This is a genomic window from Dyella solisilvae (assembly GCF_003351225.1).
Lineage (GTDB): Bacteria > Pseudomonadota > Gammaproteobacteria > Xanthomonadales > Rhodanobacteraceae > Dyella > Dyella solisilvae.
Map to the genome: position 1 here is coordinate 405,692 of NZ_QQSY01000001.1, position 19,238 is coordinate 424,929.

The 19,238-nt window shown below is 64.8% G+C and carries 16 protein-coding genes and 1 tRNA gene; all 17 read right to left on the reverse strand.

The window, feature by feature from the left end; all coding sequences use genetic code 11:
* Positions 1-13: 13 nt before the first annotated feature.
* A complete protein-coding gene (gene rpsO / locus DVT68_RS01740; protein WP_114823341.1) occupies positions 14-283 on the reverse strand; it encodes a 30S ribosomal protein S15 in 270 nt (89 codons plus the stop codon).
* 146 nt (positions 284-429) lie between these two features.
* Complete coding sequence (gene truB / locus DVT68_RS01745; protein WP_114823342.1) at positions 430-1,371, reverse strand: tRNA pseudouridine(55) synthase TruB; 942 nt, start codon at positions 1,369-1,371, stop codon at positions 430-432.
* Positions 1,372-1,435: 64 nt separating this feature from the next.
* Positions 1,436-1,831: a 30S ribosome-binding factor RbfA gene (gene rbfA / locus DVT68_RS01750; protein WP_114823343.1), complete on the reverse strand. Its 396-nt coding sequence runs from the start codon at positions 1,829-1,831 to the stop codon at positions 1,436-1,438.
* A gap of 257 nt (positions 1,832-2,088) precedes the next feature.
* A complete protein-coding gene (infB, locus tag DVT68_RS01755) occupies positions 2,089-4,956 on the reverse strand; it encodes a translation initiation factor IF-2 (protein ID WP_114823344.1) in 2,868 nt (955 codons plus the stop codon).
* Between the two features lie 127 nt (positions 4,957-5,083).
* Positions 5,084-6,589, reverse strand: coding sequence for a transcription termination factor NusA (gene nusA, locus DVT68_RS01760; RefSeq protein WP_114823345.1), 1,506 nt, complete (start codon positions 6,587-6,589; stop codon positions 5,084-5,086).
* Between the two features lie 48 nt (positions 6,590-6,637).
* On the reverse strand, positions 6,638-7,156 hold the full coding sequence (locus DVT68_RS01765) for a ribosome maturation factor RimP (protein WP_114823346.1): 519 nt from the start codon (positions 7,154-7,156) through the stop codon (positions 6,638-6,640).
* 206 nt (positions 7,157-7,362) lie between these two features.
* Positions 7,363-7,439 (reverse strand) — tRNA-Met (locus DVT68_RS01770).
* 112 nt (positions 7,440-7,551) lie between these two features.
* On the reverse strand, positions 7,552-8,991 hold the full coding sequence (gene nuoN, locus DVT68_RS01775; RefSeq protein WP_114823347.1) for an NADH-quinone oxidoreductase subunit NuoN: 1,440 nt from the start codon (positions 8,989-8,991) through the stop codon (positions 7,552-7,554).
* A 12-nt stretch (positions 8,992-9,003) separates the two neighbouring features.
* Positions 9,004-10,512, reverse strand: a complete 1,509-nt coding sequence (locus DVT68_RS01780; RefSeq protein ID WP_114823348.1) for an NADH-quinone oxidoreductase subunit M — start codon at positions 10,510-10,512, stop codon at positions 9,004-9,006.
* 13 nt (positions 10,513-10,525) lie between these two features.
* A complete protein-coding gene (gene nuoL / locus DVT68_RS01785; protein WP_114823349.1) occupies positions 10,526-12,559 on the reverse strand; it encodes an NADH-quinone oxidoreductase subunit L in 2,034 nt (677 codons plus the stop codon).
* 4 nt (positions 12,560-12,563) lie between these two features.
* On the reverse strand, positions 12,564-12,869 hold the full coding sequence (gene nuoK / locus DVT68_RS01790) for an NADH-quinone oxidoreductase subunit NuoK (protein WP_046970165.1): 306 nt from the start codon (positions 12,867-12,869) through the stop codon (positions 12,564-12,566).
* Positions 12,866-13,519 (reverse strand): NADH-quinone oxidoreductase subunit J, encoded by a 654-nt coding sequence (locus tag DVT68_RS01795; protein ID WP_199535941.1) that lies wholly within the window; start codon positions 13,517-13,519, stop codon positions 12,866-12,868. Before DVT68_RS01795 ends, nuoK begins: the two co-directional genes overlap by 4 nt.
* 12 nt (positions 13,520-13,531) lie before the next feature.
* A complete protein-coding gene (nuoI, locus tag DVT68_RS01800) occupies positions 13,532-14,023 on the reverse strand; it encodes an NADH-quinone oxidoreductase subunit NuoI (RefSeq protein WP_114823350.1) in 492 nt (163 codons plus the stop codon).
* Positions 14,024-14,031: 8 nt separating this feature from the next.
* Positions 14,032-15,060 carry an NADH-quinone oxidoreductase subunit NuoH gene (gene nuoH / locus DVT68_RS01805; RefSeq protein WP_114823351.1) on the reverse strand — a complete coding sequence of 343 codons (1,029 nt, stop codon included), beginning with the start codon at positions 15,058-15,060 and terminating at the stop codon, positions 14,032-14,034.
* Positions 15,061-15,064: 4 nt separating this feature from the next.
* Positions 15,065-17,386 carry an NADH-quinone oxidoreductase subunit NuoG gene (gene nuoG, locus DVT68_RS01810; protein WP_114823352.1) on the reverse strand — a complete coding sequence of 774 codons (2,322 nt, stop codon included), beginning with the start codon at positions 17,384-17,386 and terminating at the stop codon, positions 15,065-15,067.
* A complete protein-coding gene (gene nuoF / locus DVT68_RS01815; RefSeq protein WP_114823353.1) occupies positions 17,383-18,693 on the reverse strand; it encodes an NADH-quinone oxidoreductase subunit NuoF in 1,311 nt (436 codons plus the stop codon). The genes nuoG and nuoF overlap by 4 nt, the downstream gene beginning before the upstream one ends.
* Before the next feature lie 12 nt (positions 18,694-18,705).
* Entirely contained in the window at positions 18,706-19,233 is a 528-nt protein-coding gene (gene nuoE / locus DVT68_RS01820; protein WP_114823354.1) for an NADH-quinone oxidoreductase subunit NuoE, read from the reverse strand.
* Between the last annotated feature and the right edge of the window lie 5 nt (positions 19,234-19,238).

Below are 19,238 nucleotides of genomic sequence, written 5' to 3' on the forward strand. Positions count from 1 at the left end.
CAAAACCTAAACCTTAGCGACGGAGGCCGAGGCGCTCGATCAGGCTCTGGTAACGAGCCAGGTCACGGTCCTTCAGGTAACCCAGCAGACGCTTGCGCTGGTTGACCAGCTTCAGCAGGCCGCGGCGGGAATGATGATCCTGCTTGTGGGCCTTGAAGTGGTCGGTGAGGTGGTCGATGCGGGCGGACAGCAGGGCGACCTGCACTTCCGGCGAACCGGTGTCGTTCGCCACGCGGCCGAAGTCAGCAATGATCTTGCCGGTCTGTTCTGCGGTAAGGGACATGGGTATCTCTTCCTAAAAAAACGGGTGCGAAGCTTGCGCAACGTCACTTACATGACGTTGCGCAAGCTTCGCCTAGATTGATGAAAAGTCTGGAACAAGCTCTGTATTGTAGCTAGCCGGACCCTGTAACAACAAGACCGTCATGGTCATACGGCATCCTGCCCGGTGGGCGGCAGGTTGAAACCACGCACGATGCGCAACTTGCCACCGGCATCCTCGCCCAGGGCCAGCAGGCGACCATCCTCGCCCAGCACGACAAACTGGCCGTCGATCGGGCTCTCCAGCGGAATCTGCTGGCCCTGTGAGACAGCCAGGCTGCGAGCCTCGTCCAGATGAACGACCGGCAGACCGGCCAGGCCGGCCGAGACCGGCAGCAGCGCAGTGAGCAAGGCCTCGTCCCCTTGGGCGGCCAGTTCCTTCAATTGGTCCAGGGTCAGCATGGCCGGTTCCCTGAACGGCTCCACCCACAGCCGCCTCAAGGCGGTGAGATGGGCGCCGCAGCCCAGGTCCTCTCCCAGATCGACCGCAAGGCTCCGCACGTAGGTACCGGAGCCGCATTCGACCTGGAAGGTGAGCGTGTCGTTGCTGCGTGACAGCAGATCGAGCTCGTAGACCTCCACCTCGCGAGCGGGGACATCCACGACTTCGCCGCGGCGGGCCTTCAGGTAGAGCGGCTCGCCGTCCTGCTTGATGGCTGAATAAGCCGGCGGAATCTGGGTAATGCGGCCGCGCAGTTTCGCCAGCGCCTGTTCGATGGCCTCGTCGGTCAACGTCGGGATGGGCCGCTGCTGCACCACTTCACCTTCGAGATCCGCCGTGGTCGTGGTGACGCCCAGCCGGCACTCGGCGATGTAGGCCTTGCGCGAACCCAGCAGCATGCCGGCGATCTTGGTCGCCTCGCCGAAGCACAACGGCAGCAGACCGGTGGCCAGCGGGTCGAGTGCGCCGGTATGGCCGCCTTTCTCGGCACGAAAAATACCCTTGCGCACGGCCTGCAGCGCCTCGTTGGAGCTCAGCCCCAAGGGCTTGTCCAGCAGGACGATGCCATGCAGGTCGCGAAAACGGATGCGGCTTTTCTTCTTGCTCATGAGGTCACGCGGTCCCGCCGCCCTGCCCGGGCGATACGCGCCACCCCGTTACGATAAACACGCCTCAGTCCTCGGCAGCATCCTCGGCCTCGTCCTTGGACGGCGCCGGGTTACGCGTGCTGTCCTGGCGGAGCAGCGTTTCGATGCGCTCGCCCTTGTCGACCGAGTCGTCGTACTTGAAGCGCAGCTCCGGCACGCGACGGAGGCGCATGCTGCGCGACAGCTCGCGGCGGAATTCGACCGCCAGTTCCTTGAGGGCCTTGACGGCCTCGACGGAACGCTCCGGCTGCAGCGCGGTCACCCAGACCGTGGCCCAATCGAGATCGCGGGTGACCTCGACGTCGGACACGCTCACCGACGGCAGCCCGTGGTCGCGCACGGCGGCATGGACCAGCAGGCCAATTTCACGGCGCAACTCGGCGCCGACGCGGTCGGTACGTTTGAAATCGCGTGAGGGCATGACGCACTCCTTGGTTTTTGCGTTCATCCGTGAACACGAAGGTCAAAAAGCGGCCAGCCATGGCCGCACTTCTCTATCGATTTTGCGTCCATCCTTGAACGCGAGGGTCAAAAAGCGACCATCCATGGCCGCACTCTTCATATTTGGGACCCGCCGCTTGGCCGGCCCCGAAAAACGAAGCGAGCGATGTGGATGCCCACACCGCCCGCCTGGGAAACACCACTGGTGGGCGTCGGCCCGTCAAACGGGCCGCACCGTTACAGCGTGCGGGCCACCTCGATACGCTCGAAGCACTCGATCTGGTCGCCGACCTTGACGTCGTTGTACTGCTTCACGGCGATACCGCACTCCATGCCGTTGCGCACTTCGTCGACCAGGTCCTTGAAGCGACGCAGCGACTCCAGTTCGCCCTGGAAGACCACCGTGTTGTCGCGGAGCACGCGGATCGGCTTGCTGCGCTTGACCGTGCCTTCGATGACCATGCAACCAGCCACCGCGCCGAACTTGGAACTGCGGAACACCTCGCGGACCTGCGCCACGCCGATGATCTCTTCGCGCACTTCCTTGCCCAGCAGGCCGGAAGCCGCCTGCTTCACCTGGTCGATCACGTCATAGATGATCGAGAAGTAGCGGACGTCCAGACCCGAGGTATCGATCACCTTACGCGCGGAGGCATCGGCACGGACGTTGAAGCCGATGACCAGCGCCTTGGAAGCGGCGGCGAGCGTGGCGTCGGACTCGGTGATGCCGCCGACGCCGGCTGCGATCACGTTGACCTTCACGTTCTCGTTGCCGATCGCGCTGAGCGACTCGCGCAGCGCCTGCACCGAACCCTGCACGTCGGCCTTGACCAGGATGTTGAGCGTCTGCTGCTCGGCGCCCTGGGCCATCTGGGCCATGATGTCCTCAAGGCGGTTGGCCTTGCTGACCATGCGCGTTTCGCGGCGCTTGAGCTGGCGCTCGGCCGCCACTTCGCGGGCGAGGCGCTCATCGGCCACCACCACGAAGTCGTCGCCGGCCTCCGGCACGCCGGACAGACCCAGCACCTGCACCGGAATCGACGGGCCGGCTTCCTGCACGGTCTTGCCGTTCTCGTCGATCAGCGCGCGCATGCGGCCGTACTCGATACCGCAGACGACGAAGTCGCCGCGCTTGAGCGTGCCCTGCTGCACCAGCACGGTGGCCACCGGACCGCGACCGCGGTCGAGGCTCGATTCGATCACCACGCCCGAGGCAGGGCCATCTTCCACGGCCGTCAGTTCCATCACTTCGGCCTGCACCGAAATGGCGTCGAGCAGGTCGTCGATGCCCATACCGGTCTTGGCCGAGATCGGCACGAACGGCGTGTCGCCACCCCATTCTTCCGGAATCACTTCCAGATTACCCAGACCCTGCTTGACGTGGTCCGGATTGGCGTCGGCCTTGTCCATCTTGTTGAGCGCCACGATCAGCGGCACCTTGGCGGCGCGCGCATGTTTCACGGCTTCGGCCGTCTGCGGCATGACACCGTCGTCGGCCGCGACCACCAGCACCACGATGTCCGTGGACTGGGCGCCGCGTGCGCGCATCGAGGTGAATGCCGCGTGGCCCGGGGTATCCAGGAACGTGATGACGCCCTTGGGCGTTTCCACGTGGTACGCGCCGATGTGCTGCGTGATGCCGCCGGCTTCGCCCGAGGCCACCTTGGTGCGACGGATGTAGTCGAGGGTCGAGGTCTTGCCGTGGTCGACGTGGCCCATGATGGTGACCACCGGCGGACGCGGCTTCTTCTCGCCTTCCAGCTCCGCGTTCTGCGTGTGGGCAGCCAGCGCGGCTTCCGCGTTGTTCTCGCTCACCGCCACAGCCTTGTGGCCGAGCTCCTCGACCACCAGCACCGCGGTGTCGTGGTCGATGGTCTGGTTGATGGTGGCCATCACGCCCATCTTGAAGAGCGCCTTGACCACTTCCGAACCCTTGACCGCCATCTTGTTGGCAAGATCGGCGACCACGTTGTTGTCGCTGACCACCACCTCACGCACGACGGCTGCGGTCGGGCGGGTGAAGCCGTGCGGGCCGCTGCCGCCGACCGACGCGCCGCCACGCGGCACGTCGCGGCTCGGGCCCTTGCCGGGCTTGCCACGCTTGCTCGAACGGCGCGCGCGATCGGCTTCGCTCAGATGCAGTTCGCCACCGGCGAAACGCTTGCCGCCCGCCGTATCGTCGCGGTCGCGACCATGACGGGCCTTGTTGCGGCTGTCGCCAGCCGGGGCATTCGCTGTGCCATTGGCAGGCGCAGCACCACCACTCGCAGCAGGACCGTGTCGGGTTGCCGCCGATGCAGCCGGCGCCGCAGCAGGTGCGGGCTTCGGCGCCGGCGAGGCCGGGACGATGACCTTCTTTTCGCGACGGCGCGGCTCATGAATGGTCGGCACGATCATGCCGAACACGCTGTGATCGACGCGCTGGGTCGGAGCCGCTTCGGCAACGGGAGCCTTTTCCTTGGGCTCGACCGCCGGTGCGGCGACAGGCTCTGCAGCGGGTGACGTCTCGGCACGGGCACGATCGGCAACCTGCTGGGCCTCGGCTTGCGCGGCCGCGGCCGCAGCTTCCGCTTCGGCCAGCGAGCGGCGATGCGCTTCCTCGGCTTCGCGCTGACGCTCGGCTTCTTCCGCGCGCAGCTGGGCTTCTTCGTGGCGGCGACGGTCGGCCTCGAGGCGCTCATGCTCCTCGTGCTCGCGCTGCTGCTGAGATTCGTGCAGCTTGCGCACGGCCTCTTCGCGCTCGACGTCGCTGCCTGCTTCCTCGGCGATGACGCTGCGCTTGACGTAGGTGCGCTTGGCGCGCACTTCCACGTTCACCGTCTTGGCGCCGGCAGAGGCTCCGCGGGCGCCTGGCGTCGACAACTTCAGCTCGCCGCGCGTGCTGCGCTTGAGCGTGATCTGGCGCGGCGACGCGCTCTCGCCTTCCGCCGGCACTTCCTTGCCGTGGCTACGACGAAGAAAGCCGAGCAGTTTCATCTTCTCGGTACTGCTAATGATCTGCTCAGGGTCTGAAAAGGACATGCCAGCCTGACTCAGCTGCGTCAGCAGCCTGTCGACGGGCACCTTCATGCTCTGGGCAAGTTGTTTGATCGTTTCACCGGACATCGTGTTCTTTCTCCGCCGTTCCCGCGCTTATCGTCCGTGCGGCCTTGCCTGCACGGCCACCCCCATCCCTGGTGGAAGGCCGGAAGGCCTTCCTCGGCGCGCCCATCCAGGGCGCTGCCGCCCGCGGTTAGCCGCCCTTCTCCAGCCGCGCGATCATCGGCGCACGTGCTGCCATGATCAGCGCCGCTGCGCGATCCTCATCCATGCCTTCGATATCAATCAGGTCGTCCACTGCCAGGTCGGCCAGGTCGTCCACCGTCACCACCTCACGGGCGGCCAGCGCAAACGCGGTGGCCTCGTCCATGCCCGGCAGGTGCAACAGCTCTTCGGACGGCTGGTGCTCGTCGATGCTTTCTTCGACGGCCAGCGCCTCGGTCAGCAGCGCATCGCGGGCGCGGGCGCGCAGCTCTTCGACGATGTCCTCGTCGAAGCCTTCCACGGCCAGCAGCTCGGCGCTGGGGACATAGGCGATTTCCTCGACGCTGGAGAAACCTTCCTGCACGAGGATGTTGGCGATTTCCTGATCCACTTCCAGCTTGTCCATGAACAGCTGGCGCGCCGATTCCTGCTCGGCCTCGCTCTTGGCGGCGACCTGGTCCTGCGTCATCACGTTGAGCTGCCAGCCGGTCAGCTTGCTCGCCAGGCGCACGTTCTGGCCACCACGACCGATCGCCTGGGACAGCTTGTCCTCGGCCACCGCGATGTCCATCGAGTGCTTTTCCTCGTCCATGATGATCGACTGCACTTCCGCCGGCGCCATCGCGTTGATCACGTACTGGGCCTGGTTTTCGTGCCACAGGATGATGTCCACGCGCTCACCGTTGAGCTCGTTCGACACCGCCTGCACGCGCGAACCGCGCATGCCGATGCAGGCGCCGATGGGATCGGTGCGCGAATCGTGCGCCACCACGGCGATCTTGGCGCGGTCGCCCGGGTCGCGGGCGCAACCCTTGATTTCGACCAGACCCTGGCCCACTTCCGGCACTTCGAGCTTGAACAGCTCGATCATGAATTCCGGCGCGGCGCGCGACACGAACAGCTGCGGGCCGCGGGCTTCGGAGCGCACCTCGTAGAGGTAGCCGCGCACGCGGTCGCCGACGCGGGCCGACTCGCGCGGAATCGTCTTGTCGCGCGGGATGAAGGCCTCGGCATTGCTGCCCAGGTCCAGGTAGACGTTGCCGCGCTCGACGCGCTTGACGATGCCGGTGACCAGCTCGCCCACGCGCTCCTGGAACGCGTCAACCACCTGCTGGCGCTCGGCCTCGCGCACGCGCTGCACGATCACCTGCTTGGCGGCCTGGGCGGCGATGCGGCCGAACTCGGCGTTCTCGATCTGGGTCTCGATGTACTCGCCGATTTCCGCGCCTTCGCGCTCGTCGACGGCATCCATGAGACGCACCTGGTGGAACGGCGATTCCATCTCACCGTCGTCCGCGATGATCTCCCAGCGACGGAAGGTCTCGTAGTCGCCGGTGTGGCGATCGATCACCACGCGGATGTCCGGATCTTCGTCCGGATAGCGCTTCTTGGCCGCGGACGCGAGCGCCGCTTCCATCGCCTGGAAAATCACTTCGCGCGGCACGCCCTTCTCGTTGGCAACCGCGTCAACCACCAGCAAAAGTTCTTTGCTCATTGCAGCAACTCCGTAGACACCACCGGCGTCCGATCGGTTTCGAATGGTTTAGTTCTTTGGCGACTTCTTGGCCGGACCCTTGCCGGGCTTGGGCTGGGGCGCATAACCGAGCGCCACCCAGTCAGGCACCACGCGCGCGCTTTCCACCGCGTCATGGTCGAACTCGAAGGTCTTGCCTTCGGCTTCCAGCGAAATATGTTCGCCTTCCACCGCCGTTACCTTGCCGCGAAGACGACGCCGGCCTTCCAGCGGCGCCTTCAGCAGAATCTTCACTTCCTTCCCGGCCACCTTGGCAAACTGCGCCGCGGTGAAGAGCGGGCGGTCGATGCCGGGGGAAGACACTTCCAGGACGTAGTGGCCGGGAATCGGGTCTTCCACATCCAACATCGCCGACAGCTCGCGGCTGCCCGCTTCGCAATCGTCCACCGTGACTTCGCGCCCTTCGGCGTCGATGTAGACACGCAGGGTACTCTGCCCCTGCGACGGGGTGAACTCCACGCCGATGCATTCCAGACCCAGATCGGCCAGAACCTCGGTGAAGCGTTGAGCCAGTGCCTGCGTATCCATGATTTGCCTATCTTTACCAGTCGCCAGAAACAAAAAATGGGCTCAAGCGGCCCATTCCCTTATCTCGCCGATGTCCCGACTCATCCAGACCTTTCCGGGGCACCTTGGCGCAGACAGCATCAAAGCAGCCTGTGACGCACGTGCGACGCTTCCTTGCGCCCAACAAAAAAGCCTCACGAGGAGGCTTTCTTGTTCTAAGAAAGATCTGGTAGCGGGGGCAGGATTCGAACCTGCGACCTTCGGGTTATGAGCCCGACGAGCTGCCAGACTGCTCCACCCCGCATCAGAGTCCAGAAATATTAGCGAGATGGCCGAATTCTTGCAAGCCTTTTCGCGAAAATATTTTACAGGACTGAAATAGTCGCGGTGACGGCGAACGACCGTCACCACGACCATCAGCCGACAAACACCGACTGACACCAGCCGAACAGCGGGCCCCAGGTCAGGCCCAGCACCAGCAGCGCCAGCACGTTCAGGGACAACACCAGGCGCACCGACACGTCACCCTGCAGGTGGATCTCCGTGCCCTCCACCGGCTTGTCGAAGTACATCACCTTGACCACGCGCAGGTAGTAGTAGAGGCCGATGATGGCGAACACTGCGCCCACCAGGGCCAGCCACAGGAAACCAGCGTGGATGGCTGCCTGGAACACCAGCAGCTTGGCGAAGAAACCAAACATCGGCGGCACGCCGGCCAGCGAGAACATCACCAGCATCATCAGGAACGCAGCCCACGGCGAACGCTGGTTCAGGCCCTTGAGGTCGTCGATTTCCTCGCACTCGAAACCCGCGCGAGCCAGCGCCAGGATCACGCCGAAGGCCGCCGCGCTCATCAGCGCGTAGCTGATGGCGTAGAACAGCGCCGAGGCATAGCCCTCGGGACCGGCATTGACCAGGCCCAGCAGCAGGTAACCCATGTGCGAGATGGTCGAATAGGCTAGCAGGCGCTTGAGGTTGGTCTGCACCAGCGCCACCACGTTGCCGATCGCCAGCGACAGCACCGCAAGGCAGGCCAGCATCAGCTGCCAGTGGTGGGCCAAGTCACCCAGGCCGTTGGCCAGCAGGCGGTAGGCCATACCGAACGCGGCCAGCTTCGGCGCCGAGCCGATGAAGATGGTCACCGCGGTCGGGGCGCCCTGGTACACGTCCGGGATCCACATGTGGAAAGGCGCCGCGCCCAGCTTGAAGGCGATGCCCACGATCATGAAGATCAGGCCAAACACCAGCAGGTTAGGCATGGAGGTCTGGGTGGCGGCCATGTGCAGGTGGGCCAGGTCCAGCGTCCCGGTGGCGCCGTACACCATCGACATGCCGTACAGCAGCATGCCCGAGGCCAGCGCGCCGAGCACGAAGTACTTGATCGCCGCTTCGGACGACAGGCGCGAGTCGCGGTTCAGCGCGACCAGCGCATACGAGGACAGGGTCAGCTGCTCGAGGCCCAGGTACACGGTGATCAGGCTGCCGGCCGAGACCAGCAGCATGATGCCGATCACCGCGAAGATGGTCAGCGTGTAGAACTCGCCGATGAACAGCTTCCGGTCCATCAGGTAGGGCTTGGCGTAGACGAACACCAGCACCGTGCTGAGCAAGGCAAACACCTTCAGCACTTCCGCGACGCCGTCGCGCACGAACATGCCGTTGAAGGCGGTCACCGCCTGGCTGGGCTGCCCTTCCACCACCAGGTAGACGCCGACCAGCAGCACCGCGATGGACAGCCAGTGCAGCAGCGGACGCTGCTCGGGCTTCATGAAGGCATCCAGCAGTAGCAGCAAGCACGCCGCCACCACCAGATACAGCTCCGGCAACAGGATCAGAATGTCATTGAGATTCGCCATGATCGGTCCTGCTTAGATCTTGTGGTTGCCAAGCTGCGTGACCAGCTGCGTCACCGAGCTGTCCATCAGGTGCACCAGCGGGTGCGGCCAGATGCCCAGAACCAGAGTGCCCGCGGCGAAGGCGCCCAGCACCAGCCACTCGCGACCGTTGATGTCCTTCATCTCGGCCACGTGCGGATTGGTGATGTCACCCCACAGCACGCGCTTGACCATGTACAGCGTGTAGGCCGCGCTGATGATCAGCGTGAAGGCGGCGAAGAACGCGATCCACGGGTTGGCCTGGAAGCTGGCCAGAATCACCTGGAACTCGCCCACGAAACCGCTGGTGCCCGGCATGCCGCTGTTGGCCATGGCGAACAGCACGTAGAAGAAGCCGAACCACGGCATCACGTTGATGACGCCGCCGTAATCCTTGATCTGGCGGGTGTGCAGACGGTCATACAGCACGCCGATGCACGAGAACATCGCGCCCGACACGAAGCCGTGCGAAATCATCTGCACCATCGCGCCCTGCATGCCCAGCTTGGCCGCGTCGGCATTGCCGGCGCCGCGCACCAGCATGAAGGCGATGAAGATGCCGAGGGTGACGAAGCCCATGTGCGCCACGGACGAGTACGCCACCAGCTTCTTCATGTCCTCCTGCACCAGCGCGATGTAGCCGATGTAGACCACCGCGATCAGGCTCAGGCCGATCACCACCCAGGCATAGGCCTCGGACGCATCCGGGGTAATGGGCAGCGAGAAGCGCAGGAAACCGTAGCCACCGATCTTCAGCATCACCGCAGCCAGCACCACCGAACCACCGGTCGGCGCTTCCACGTGGGCGTCCGGCAACCAGGTGTGCACCGGCACCATCGGCACCTTCACCGCAAACGCGATCAGGAAGGCGAAGAACAGCCAGGTCTGCTCCTGCATGGTCAGCGGCAGCGAGGCCAGCGTGGCCAGGTCGAACGAGCCTGCCTTCAGGTACAGGTAGATCAGGCCCACCAGCATGAAGATGGAGCCGAAGAACGTGTAGATGAAGAACTTCAGGGTCGCGTACACGCGACGCGGACCACCCCAGACACCGATGAGGATGAACATCGGGATCAGCATGGCCTCGAAGAACACGTAGAACAGCAGCGCGTCGGTGGCGCAGAACACGCCGATCATCAGGCCTTCGAGCACCAGCATGGCGGCCATGTACTGGTGCGGGTTGGTCTGGATGACCTCCCACGCGCCCACGATCACCAGGATGCCGACGAACGTGGTGAGCAGGATCAGCGCCACCGAGATGCCGTCGACGGCGAGGCTGTAATGGACCCCGAGCGAGGCGATCCACACGTGGCTTTCCACCAGCTGCTTGGCGCTATCGGCCGTGTTGTACATCGGCAGCAGATAGAGGCTGAGCACGAAGGTGAGGATGGCCACCACCAGCGCGATCCAGCGCGCCGTGTTGGGGCGACCGGAGCCGGCGAGCAGCACCGGGATGGCGCCCACGATGGGGAGCCAGATCAGCAGGCTGAGCAAATGATTGAACATGGAGCAGGTTCCCTTATTGCCCGACCAGCCAATACCCGCCGAGCAGCAGGATCAGGCCGAGGATCATCGCGAAGGCGTAGTGATAGAGATAACCGGACTGCAGGCGACGCACGCCTCCGGCAATGCGGTCCACCAGATTCGCCGAGCCATCGACCAGCACGCCGTCGATCACCGCCGTATCGCCACCCTTCCACAGGGCGCGACCCAGCGCGATGCCGCCGCGGGCGAAGACGATGTAATACACCGCGTCGAACCAGTACTTGTGGTTCAACATGTTGTAGATCGGCTTGAACGTGGTCTTGATGCGATCGGCCACGGCCGGGTTGAACAGGTAGATGTAGGTCTGGATGGCGAACGCCGTCAGCACCAGCAGGAACGGCAGCTGGAAGAAGCCGTGCAGCGCCATGGCGGCCGAGCCGTGGAACTCCTTGGCCAGTTCGCCCAGCACGTTGTTCGCCTCGTTGACATGGATGGCGCTGCCGAACCACTCGCGGAACAGCAGCGGCTCGACCGTGAAGAAGCCCACCAGCAGCGACGGGATCGCCAGCAGGATCAGCGGCAGCGTCACCACCCAAGGCGTCTCATGCGGGGTCTCGTGCATGATGCCCTGCTCGTGGTGGCCGTGGTCGTCGATGTGATCCACGTGGTGGCCATGACCATGGTCGTGGACCACGGTGAAGCGCTCCTTGCCATGGAACGTCATGTACATCTGGCGAAAGGTGTACAGCGCGGTCACGAAGGCGCCGGCCATCACGCAGAAGTAGGCGTAGTGCGAGCCCCAGCGATGCGATTCGCCGACGGCCTCGATGATGGCGTCCTTCGAATAGAAGCCCGCAAAGAACGGCACGCCGCACAGCGCCAGCGAACCGACCCACATGGTGATCCAGGTGATCGGCATGTACTTGCGCAGGCCGCCCATGTAGCGCATGTCCTGCTCATGGTGCATGGCGATGATGACCGAGCCGGCGCCGAGGAACAGCAGGGCCTTGAAGAAGGCATGGGTCATCAGGTGGAACACCGCGCCGGCATAGGCCGACACGCCCAGCGCCACCGTCATGTAGCCCAGCTGCGAAAGCGTGGAGTACGCGACGACGCGCTTGATGTCGTTCTGCACGATGCCGATCAGGCCGGTGAACAGCGCACCGGTGGCGCCGATGATCATCACGAAGCTGAGCGCGGTCTCCGAGAGCTCGAACAGCGGCGACATGCGCGCCACCATGAAGATGCCGGCGGTCACCATGGTCGCGGCGTGGATCAGGGCCGAGATCGGGGTCGGGCCTTCCATCGAGTCCGGCAGCCACACGTGCAGCGGCACCTGGGCGGACTTGCCCATCGCGCCGATGAACAGAAAGATGCAGATGACCGTGGCGGCGTCCCAATGGGTGTTCTGGGTGATCTGCAGCGTCTTGCCGACCAGGCTGTCCGCGCTGGCGAAGGCGGTGGCGTAGTCCAGCGTGCCGAGGAAGTACAGCACGCCGGCGATGCCCAGCAGGAAGCCGAAATCGCCCACGCGGTTGACCACGAAGGCCTTGAGGTTGGCGAAGATCGCCGTCGGGCGCTTGAACCAGAAGCCGATCAGCAGGTACGACACCAGGCCCACCGCTTCCCAGCCGAAGAACAGCTGCATGAAGTTGTTGCTCATCACGAGCATCAACATCGAGAAGGTGAACAGCGAGATGTAGCTGAAGAAGCGCTGGTAGCCCGGGTCCTCATGCATGTAGCCGATGGTGTAGATGTGCACCAGCAGCGACACGAAGGTGACCACCACCATCATCATGGCGGTGAGGCGGTCGATCAGGAAGCCCACGTGCGCGGAGTACTTGCCGATCTCGAACCAGGTGTAGATGTTCTGGTTGTAGACCGGGGCGCCGCCGGCGGTGAGCTGGTACAGCACGTAGAAGGACAAACCGCAGGCGATGGCCACGCCCAGGATCGTCGCGGTGTGCGCGCCGGCCCGGCCAATGAATCGGCCGAAGAAACCGGCGAGCAGGCAGCCGACGAGCGGCGCCAGCGCGATGGTCAGCAATACGGAGGTAGACAGTTCCATCGGGTCAGCCCTTCATGCTGTCGATTTCGGCGACATTAATGGTGCTGCGGTTGCGGAACAGCAGGACCAGGATCGCCAGGCCGATGGCGGTTTCCGCCGCGGCCACGGTGAGGATGAAGAACACGAACACCTGCCCCGCCACGTCGCCGAGGAATCGGGAGAACGCCACGAAGTTGATGTTCACCGCGAGCAGCATGAGCTCGATCGACATCAGCAGAACGATCACGTTCTTGCGGTTGATGAAGAGACTGGCCAGGGCGATGCAGAACAGCACGGCGCCGAGCACGATGAAGTGCGAGAGCGTGATCATGGGGTGGTCTCCTTGCCCGGTGCAGGCTGCGGCGCCGCCGGAGCGACCGCCGCCATCTTCACCACGCGGATGCGGTCACGTGCATTGACGAGAACCTGCTGCGAGGCCTTCTGGTGGCGCACGCCGGTGCGATGACGCAGGGTCAGCACCACGGCCGCCACGACGCCCACGGTGAGGATCAGCGCGGCGATCTCGAACGGCAGCAGGAACTGCGTGTACAGCGCCTGGCCCAGCCACTCGGTATTGGACATGCCAGCCACGGTCGCGGGGTTGGCGCCCATCACCTGCTGGTGCATGGCGCGCACGCCGATCAGGCCAAGCATCTCGCCCAGCATGATCAGGGCCACGATGATGCCCACCGGCAGGAACTTGATGAAGCCCTCCCTCAGGTGCTCCTGGTTGATGTCCAGCATCATCACCACGAACAGGAACAGCACCATCACCGCGCCCACGTAGACCACGATGAGGGCAATGGCGAGGAACTCGGCCTCGGCCAGCAGCCAGATGCAGGCCGTGCTGAAGAAGGTGAGCACCAGCGCCAGCACGGCATGCACCGTGTTACGCAGGGTGACCACGCCCAGCGCGGCCACCACGGTGACCGCGGCGAAGGCGTAGAAGCAGACGAGTTGGAACATTTGCGGATCAATCATGATGTCCCTTCCTCACCGGTACGCGGCGTCTTGAGCGCGGGCCGCGGCGATGTCCGCTTCAAAGCGGTCGCCGATGGCCAGCAACTGCGGCTTGGTCACCACGTTCTCGCCACGCTGCTCGAAGTGGTATTCGTGGATATGGGTCTCGACGATCGAGTCGACCGGGCAGCTCTCTTCGCAGAAACCGCAGAAGATGCACTTGAACAGGTCGATGTCGTAGCGCGTGGTGCGGCGCTGGCCGTCGCTCTCGCGCGGCGCCGAATCGATGGTGATGGCCAGGGCCGGGCACACCGCCTCGCACAGCTTGCACGCGATGCAGCGCTCTTCGCCGTTCGGGTAACGACGCAGGGCGTGCAGGCCACGGAAGCGGTTTGACTTGGGGATGTGCTCCATCGGGTAGCGCATCGTGTACTTCGGGCTGAACATGTAGCGCATGGTCAGCGCCAAGCCCTTGGTCAGCTCGATAAGCAGGAGGCTCTTGAAATAGTGAGTAACGCGGGACATGGTTTTCTTCAGCCTCCCGTGCCCACGGTGACCCAGCCGAAATACTTCATGCAGCCGGCGACGAGGACCCAGGCGATGGTGATGGGGATAAACACCTTCCAGCCCAGACGCATGATCTGGTCATAGCGGTAGCGCGGGAAGCTGGCGCGGAACCACAGGAACATGAAGGCGAACAGGAAGACCTTGGCGAACAGCCACAGGAAGCCGTCGTGGCCGAGAAGGCCCCACGACGCTGGGAACGGAGACAGCCAGCCGCCCATGAACAGGATCGAGGCCAGGAAACTGACCAGGATCATGTTGGCGTATTCGGCGAGGAAGAACAGCGCGAAGGCCGAACCGGAGTATTCCACGTGGAAACCGGCCACGATTTCCGACTCGCCTTCCGCCACGTCGAATGGCGCGCGGTTCGTTTCGGCCACGCCGGAGATGAAGTAGATGATGAAGACAGGCAGCAGCGGCCACATGAACCAGCCGAAGATGCCCTTGCTGCCCGCCTGCGCATGCACGATGTCGGTGAGGTTCAGCGAACCGGCCAGCACCAGCACGGAGACCAGGCACAGGCCCATGGCCAGCTCGTAGGAGATCACCTGGGCAGCCGAGCGCATGGCGCCGAGCAGCGCGTAACGCGAGTTGGAGGCCCAGCCGGCGAGGATGATGCCGTACACGCCCAGCGAGGTCATCGCCAGCAGGTAGAGCACGCCGGCGTTGACGTTGGCGAGCACCAGACCGTCGTTGAATGGAACCACGGCCCAGGCCGCGAGCGCCGGGACCAGGGCGATCAGAGGCGCCATGTAATACAGCGCCTTGCTCGCATTGGTCGGAAGGATCACTTCCTTCAGCAGCAGCTTGACCACGTCCGCAAAGGCCTGCAGCAGGCCGAAGGGACCAATCTTGTTGGGCCCCATGCGCACGTGCATCCAGCCGAGGACCTTGCGCTCCCACCACACGTACAACGCCACGCCGATCACCAGCGGCAGGACGATGCACAGGATGTAGATGACCGGCCAGACAACCTGGTTGAGAATCTGTTCGCCCATGTGCTTACGCCTTGCTCAGGGTGAGGGCCGCGCCGTACGGCGGCAGCGTGACGGTGTCGTCGTGCGTAGCTTCGATCCAGGCGGCGCCATCGGGCACGCTGCCATCGATCACGAGCGGCAGCACGGCGTCGGCCACGCGGACCGCGTTGCCCTCCCCCAGGCCCAGACGCCGGGCTTCGGCCGAGTTCACGCGCACCGCCGGTGCACGATTCAGCGGATGCTTGCCCAGGGCCGTGGCGCGGCGAAGCACCGCGTCGGTGCGATAGATCGGCCAGGTGGCCAGGCGGGTCACGCCGGCAACCGCCGGACGGGACGCCAGTTCGGCGCGGGCCTGGTGGCCACGCTCGGCGATGCCTTCGCGCAGCCCTGCAAGGTCGTCGAACTCGAAGCCAGCGACCTTCAGCACGCCACCCAGGGCACGCAGCACCTTCCAGCCCGGGCGAGCGTCGCCCGGCGCCTTCGCGCCGGCGGCCACGCTCTGCGAGAGGCCGTCGACATTGACCAGGGTGCCGTCGATTTCCGGCAGCAGGCCAATCGGCAGGATCACGTCGGCCACGTCGCGCAACGTCGGGCTGGCGTAGGCAGAGAACGCGACGACCTTCTGGGCGCCCTTGAGCGCCTTGAGGAAGGCAGCGCCGTCAGCCACGTCCTGCGGCTCCACGCCATACAGCACGTAGGCCTTGCGCGGCTGGGCCAGCATGGCTTGGGCATCCAGGCCGCCGTTGCCCGGCAGCACGCCGACGCGGGCCAGGCCCACGGCGTTCGCGCCGACCGGCAGTTCGTTGTAACCGGCGCCGGTGGCTTCGGCGATGAAGCGCGCCACGGCGCGCAGCCACGAGGCCTGCGGATGGGTCACGGCCGCTTCGCCGAGGATGACGACGGCGCTGCCGCCCTTCATCACGGCGATGGCGTCCTTGTCGCCTTCGTCCGACGTAGCGCCGCTGATCGCGGAAGCCAGTGCGGCGGGCGCGGCGGCGCCGGACTCGACTGCCGCCTTGGCCAGCGACAGCAGCGCATCGACCAGCGCCTGCGGCGCCACGATCGCCTCGCCGGCCAGCTTGTAGTTGAAGTTGAAGCTCGCCGGATTGACGGCGTAGACCTTGGCGCCCTTCTTCACCGCCTGATGGATGCGGTGGTTGACCAGCGGCATCTCGTGGCGCAGATCGGAACCGACCAGCAGCGCGGCCTTGACCTTGTCCAGCTCGGCGACCGGCTTGGCGAACGCCACGGCGGCGGCGTTGTCGGCGAAGTCGAGCTGGCGCACGCGATGGTCGATGTGGGCGCTGCCCAAGCCGCGGGCGAGGCGCACCAGCAGGTCGCCTTCCTCGTTGGTGGTGGCCGGATGGACCAGCACGCCCAGATCGCTGCCCGGCGCCGCCTTCAGCGATTCCACGGCCGCGCCCAGCGCGTCTTCCCAGGTGGTCGTCTGCCACTGGCCGTTGCGCTTGACCTGCGGCGCATGCACGCGATCGGCGGCGTACAGGCCCTGATGGCTGTAGCGGTCGCGGTCCGACAGCCAGCACTCGTTGATCGATTCGTTGTCGCGCGGCACCGTGCGCAGCACTTCACCGCGGCGCGTATGCAGCCACAGGTTGGAACCCAGCGCGTCGTGGTAGGCGACCGACGGCTTGGCGACCAGCTCCCAGGCGCGGGCCTGGAACTGGAACGGCTTGTTGGTCAGGGCGCCAACCGGGCAGACGTCGATGATGTTGCCCGACAGTTCCGTCTCGATCGTCTTGCCGATGTAGGTGCCGATCTGCAGGTTGTCGCCGCGGCTCATGCCACCGAGTTCGTACGTACCGGCGATTTCGCTGGTGAAGCGCACGCAACGCGTGCACTGGATGCAGCGGGTCATCTCGGTGGCGACCAGCGGGCCGAGGTTCTCGTCCGCGATGGTGCGCTTGCGCTCGGTGTAGCGCGACACGCTGCGGCCATAGCCCAACGCGACGTCCTGCAGTTCGCACTCGCCGCCCTGATCGCAGATCGGGCAATCCAGCGGGTGGTTGATCAGCAGGAATTCCATGACGTCCTTCTGATACTTCAGGGCGACGTCGGTACGGGTCTTCACCTTCATGCCTTCCGCCACCGGGGTGGCGCAGGCCGGCTGCGGCTTGGGCATGGGCTTGCCGCCCATCTCCACTTCCACCAGGCACATGCGGCAGTTGGCGGCGATGGGAAGCTTGCGGTGGTAGCAGAAACGCGGGATCGACACGCCAATGGCGTCCGCCGCTTCGATGATCATGGCGCCCTTGCGGATCTGCGTGGGCTTGCCATCGACCTCGATGTTCACCAGGTCGAGGTTGGGCGTAGCGGGCTGCGCACTCATGCGGCGGCTCCAAGCTTGTCGTCGACGATGGAGCGACCGTTGACGATGTAGTACTCGAATTCATCCCAGAACTGGCGCAGGAAGCCCTGCACCGGCCACGCGGCGGCTTCGCCGAACGCGCAGATGGTGTGGCCTTCGATCTGGCCGGCAATGGCCTTCAGGCGATGCAGGTCGTCCATCGTGCCCTTGCCTTCCACGATGCGGTCCAGCACGCGGTGCATCCAGCCGGTGCCTTCGCGGCACGGCGTGCACTGGCCGCAGGACTCCTTGTGGAAGAACTGCGAGATGCGGCGGGTGAAGCGAACCGTGCAGACGGTGTCGTCGAGCACCACGATGGCGCCCGAGCCGAGACCGGTCTTGAGGTCGCGCAGGGTGTCGTAGTCGAACGGCAGGCCCTTCAGCTGCTCGGCGCGCAGCACCGGCATCGACACGCCGCCCGGGATCGCGCCCTTCAGCGTACGGCCCGGACGCAGACCGCCGGCCATTTCCAGCAGCTCGTCGAAGGTGGTGCCCAGCGGCACTTCGAAGTTGCCGCCCTTCTGCACGCAACCGGAGACCGAGAAGATCTTCGGACCACCGTTCTTGGTCTTGCTCTGCGCCAGGAACCAGTCCGCGCCCTTGCGCAGGATGGCCGGCACCGAGGCATAGGTTTCGGTGTTGTTGATGGTGCTGGGCTTGCCGTACAGGCCGAAGTTGGCCGGGAACGGCGGCTTGAAGCGCGGCTGGCCCTTCTTGCCTTCCAGCGACTCCATCAGCGCGGTTTCTTCGCCGCAGATGTAGGCGCCGGCGCCAAGCGCGCCATAGATGTCCACGTTGAGGCCGGTGCCCTGGATGTTCTTGCCCAGCAGGCCGGCCGCGTAAGCTTCCTTCAGCGCCTCTTCGAAATGCTCGAACGGCTCATGGTGGAACTCGCCGCGCAGGTAGTTGTAAGCCGCGGTCGAACCCGTGCAGTAGCACGCGATCGCCATGCCTTCGATTACCGCATGCGGGTTGAAGCGCAGGATGTCGCGGTCCTTGCAGGTGCCCGGCTCGGACTCGTCCGAGTTGCAGAGGATGTACTTCTGCATGTCGCCCTTGGGCATGAAGGACCACTTCAGGCCGGTCGGGAAGCCCGCGCCGCCGCGGCCGCGCAGGTTGCTCTTCTTGATCTCGTCGATCAGAGCGTTCGGGTCGGGCTTCTCGGCGAGGATCTTCTTCCACGCTTCATAGCCACCAACCTGGGTATAGCTGTCCATCGCCCACGGCTTGTCGAAATGCAGCGTGGTGTAGACGACCTGGTGTTCCTTGGGTGCGGGTCCGTAAGCCATTGCGCCCTGCCCTTACTTGAGACCGTCGAGGATCTCGTCGATCTTCTGGATCGACAGACGCTCGTGGTAGTGACCATTGACGGTCATCGCCGGCGCGCTGGCGCAGGCGGCGATGCACTCTTCTTCACGCTTCAGATACACGCGGCCATCGGCCGTGCTCTCACCGAGCTTGATGCCAAGCTTCTTCTCGGCATGCGCCACCAGCTCCTCGGCGCCATTGAGCCAGCACGAGATGTTGGTGCAGATGGCGACGTTGTTGCGGCCGACCGGCTTGGTCTCGAGCATCGAGTAGAAGCTGGCGACCTCGTACGCCCACACGGCGGGCAACTCGAGGTACTTGGCGACAGCCGTGATCAGCTCATCGGTGAGGAAGCCCTGGTTCTGCTCCTGCGCGGCGAACAGCGACTGGATCAGCGCCGAACGCTTGCGGTCGGGAGGAAAACGGGCAACCCACTCCTCGATGTGATGACGAGTGTGTTCGTTGAGTACGACGAGCGGGTCGACGTTCTTGACCTGCTCGTAATTTCCGGTGGCTTTCATCAGTG

Coding starts and splice junctions, on each gene's coding strand:
- rpsO (WP_114823341.1), bottom strand. CDS start 283: ATGTCCCTTACCGCAGAACAGACCGGCAAGATCATTGCTGACTTCGGC.
- truB (WP_114823342.1), bottom strand. CDS start 1,371: ATGAGCAAGAAGAAAAGCCGCATCCGTTTTCGCGACCTGCATGGCATC.
- rbfA (WP_114823343.1), bottom strand. CDS start 1,831: ATGCCCTCACGCGATTTCAAACGTACCGACCGCGTCGGCGCCGAGTTG.
- infB (WP_114823344.1), bottom strand. CDS start 4,956: ATGTCCGGTGAAACGATCAAACAACTTGCCCAGAGCATGAAGGTGCCC.
- nusA (WP_114823345.1), bottom strand. CDS start 6,589: ATGAGCAAAGAACTTTTGCTGGTGGTTGACGCGGTTGCCAACGAGAAG.
- DVT68_RS01765 (WP_114823346.1), bottom strand. CDS start 7,156: ATGGATACGCAGGCACTGGCTCAACGCTTCACCGAGGTTCTGGCCGAT.
- nuoN (WP_114823347.1), bottom strand. CDS start 8,991: ATGGCGAATCTCAATGACATTCTGATCCTGTTGCCGGAGCTGTATCTG.
- DVT68_RS01780 (WP_114823348.1), bottom strand. CDS start 10,512: ATGTTCAATCATTTGCTCAGCCTGCTGATCTGGCTCCCCATCGTGGGC.
- nuoL (WP_114823349.1), bottom strand. CDS start 12,559: ATGGAACTGTCTACCTCCGTATTGCTGACCATCGCGCTGGCGCCGCTC.
- nuoK (WP_046970165.1), bottom strand. CDS start 12,869: ATGATCACGCTCTCGCACTTCATCGTGCTCGGCGCCGTGCTGTTCTGC.
- DVT68_RS01795 (WP_199535941.1), bottom strand. CDS start 13,519: ATGATTGATCCGCAAATGTTCCAACTCGTCTGCTTCTACGCCTTCGCC.
- nuoI (WP_114823350.1), bottom strand. CDS start 14,023: ATGTCCCGCGTTACTCACTATTTCAAGAGCCTCCTGCTTATCGAGCTG.
- nuoH (WP_114823351.1), bottom strand. CDS start 15,060: ATGGGCGAACAGATTCTCAACCAGGTTGTCTGGCCGGTCATCTACATC.
- nuoG (WP_114823352.1), bottom strand. CDS start 17,386: ATGAGTGCGCAGCCCGCTACGCCCAACCTCGACCTGGTGAACATCGAG.
- nuoF (WP_114823353.1), bottom strand. CDS start 18,693: ATGGCTTACGGACCCGCACCCAAGGAACACCAGGTCGTCTACACCACG.
- nuoE (WP_114823354.1), bottom strand. CDS start 19,233: ATGAAAGCCACCGGAAATTACGAGCAGGTCAAGAACGTCGACCCGCTC.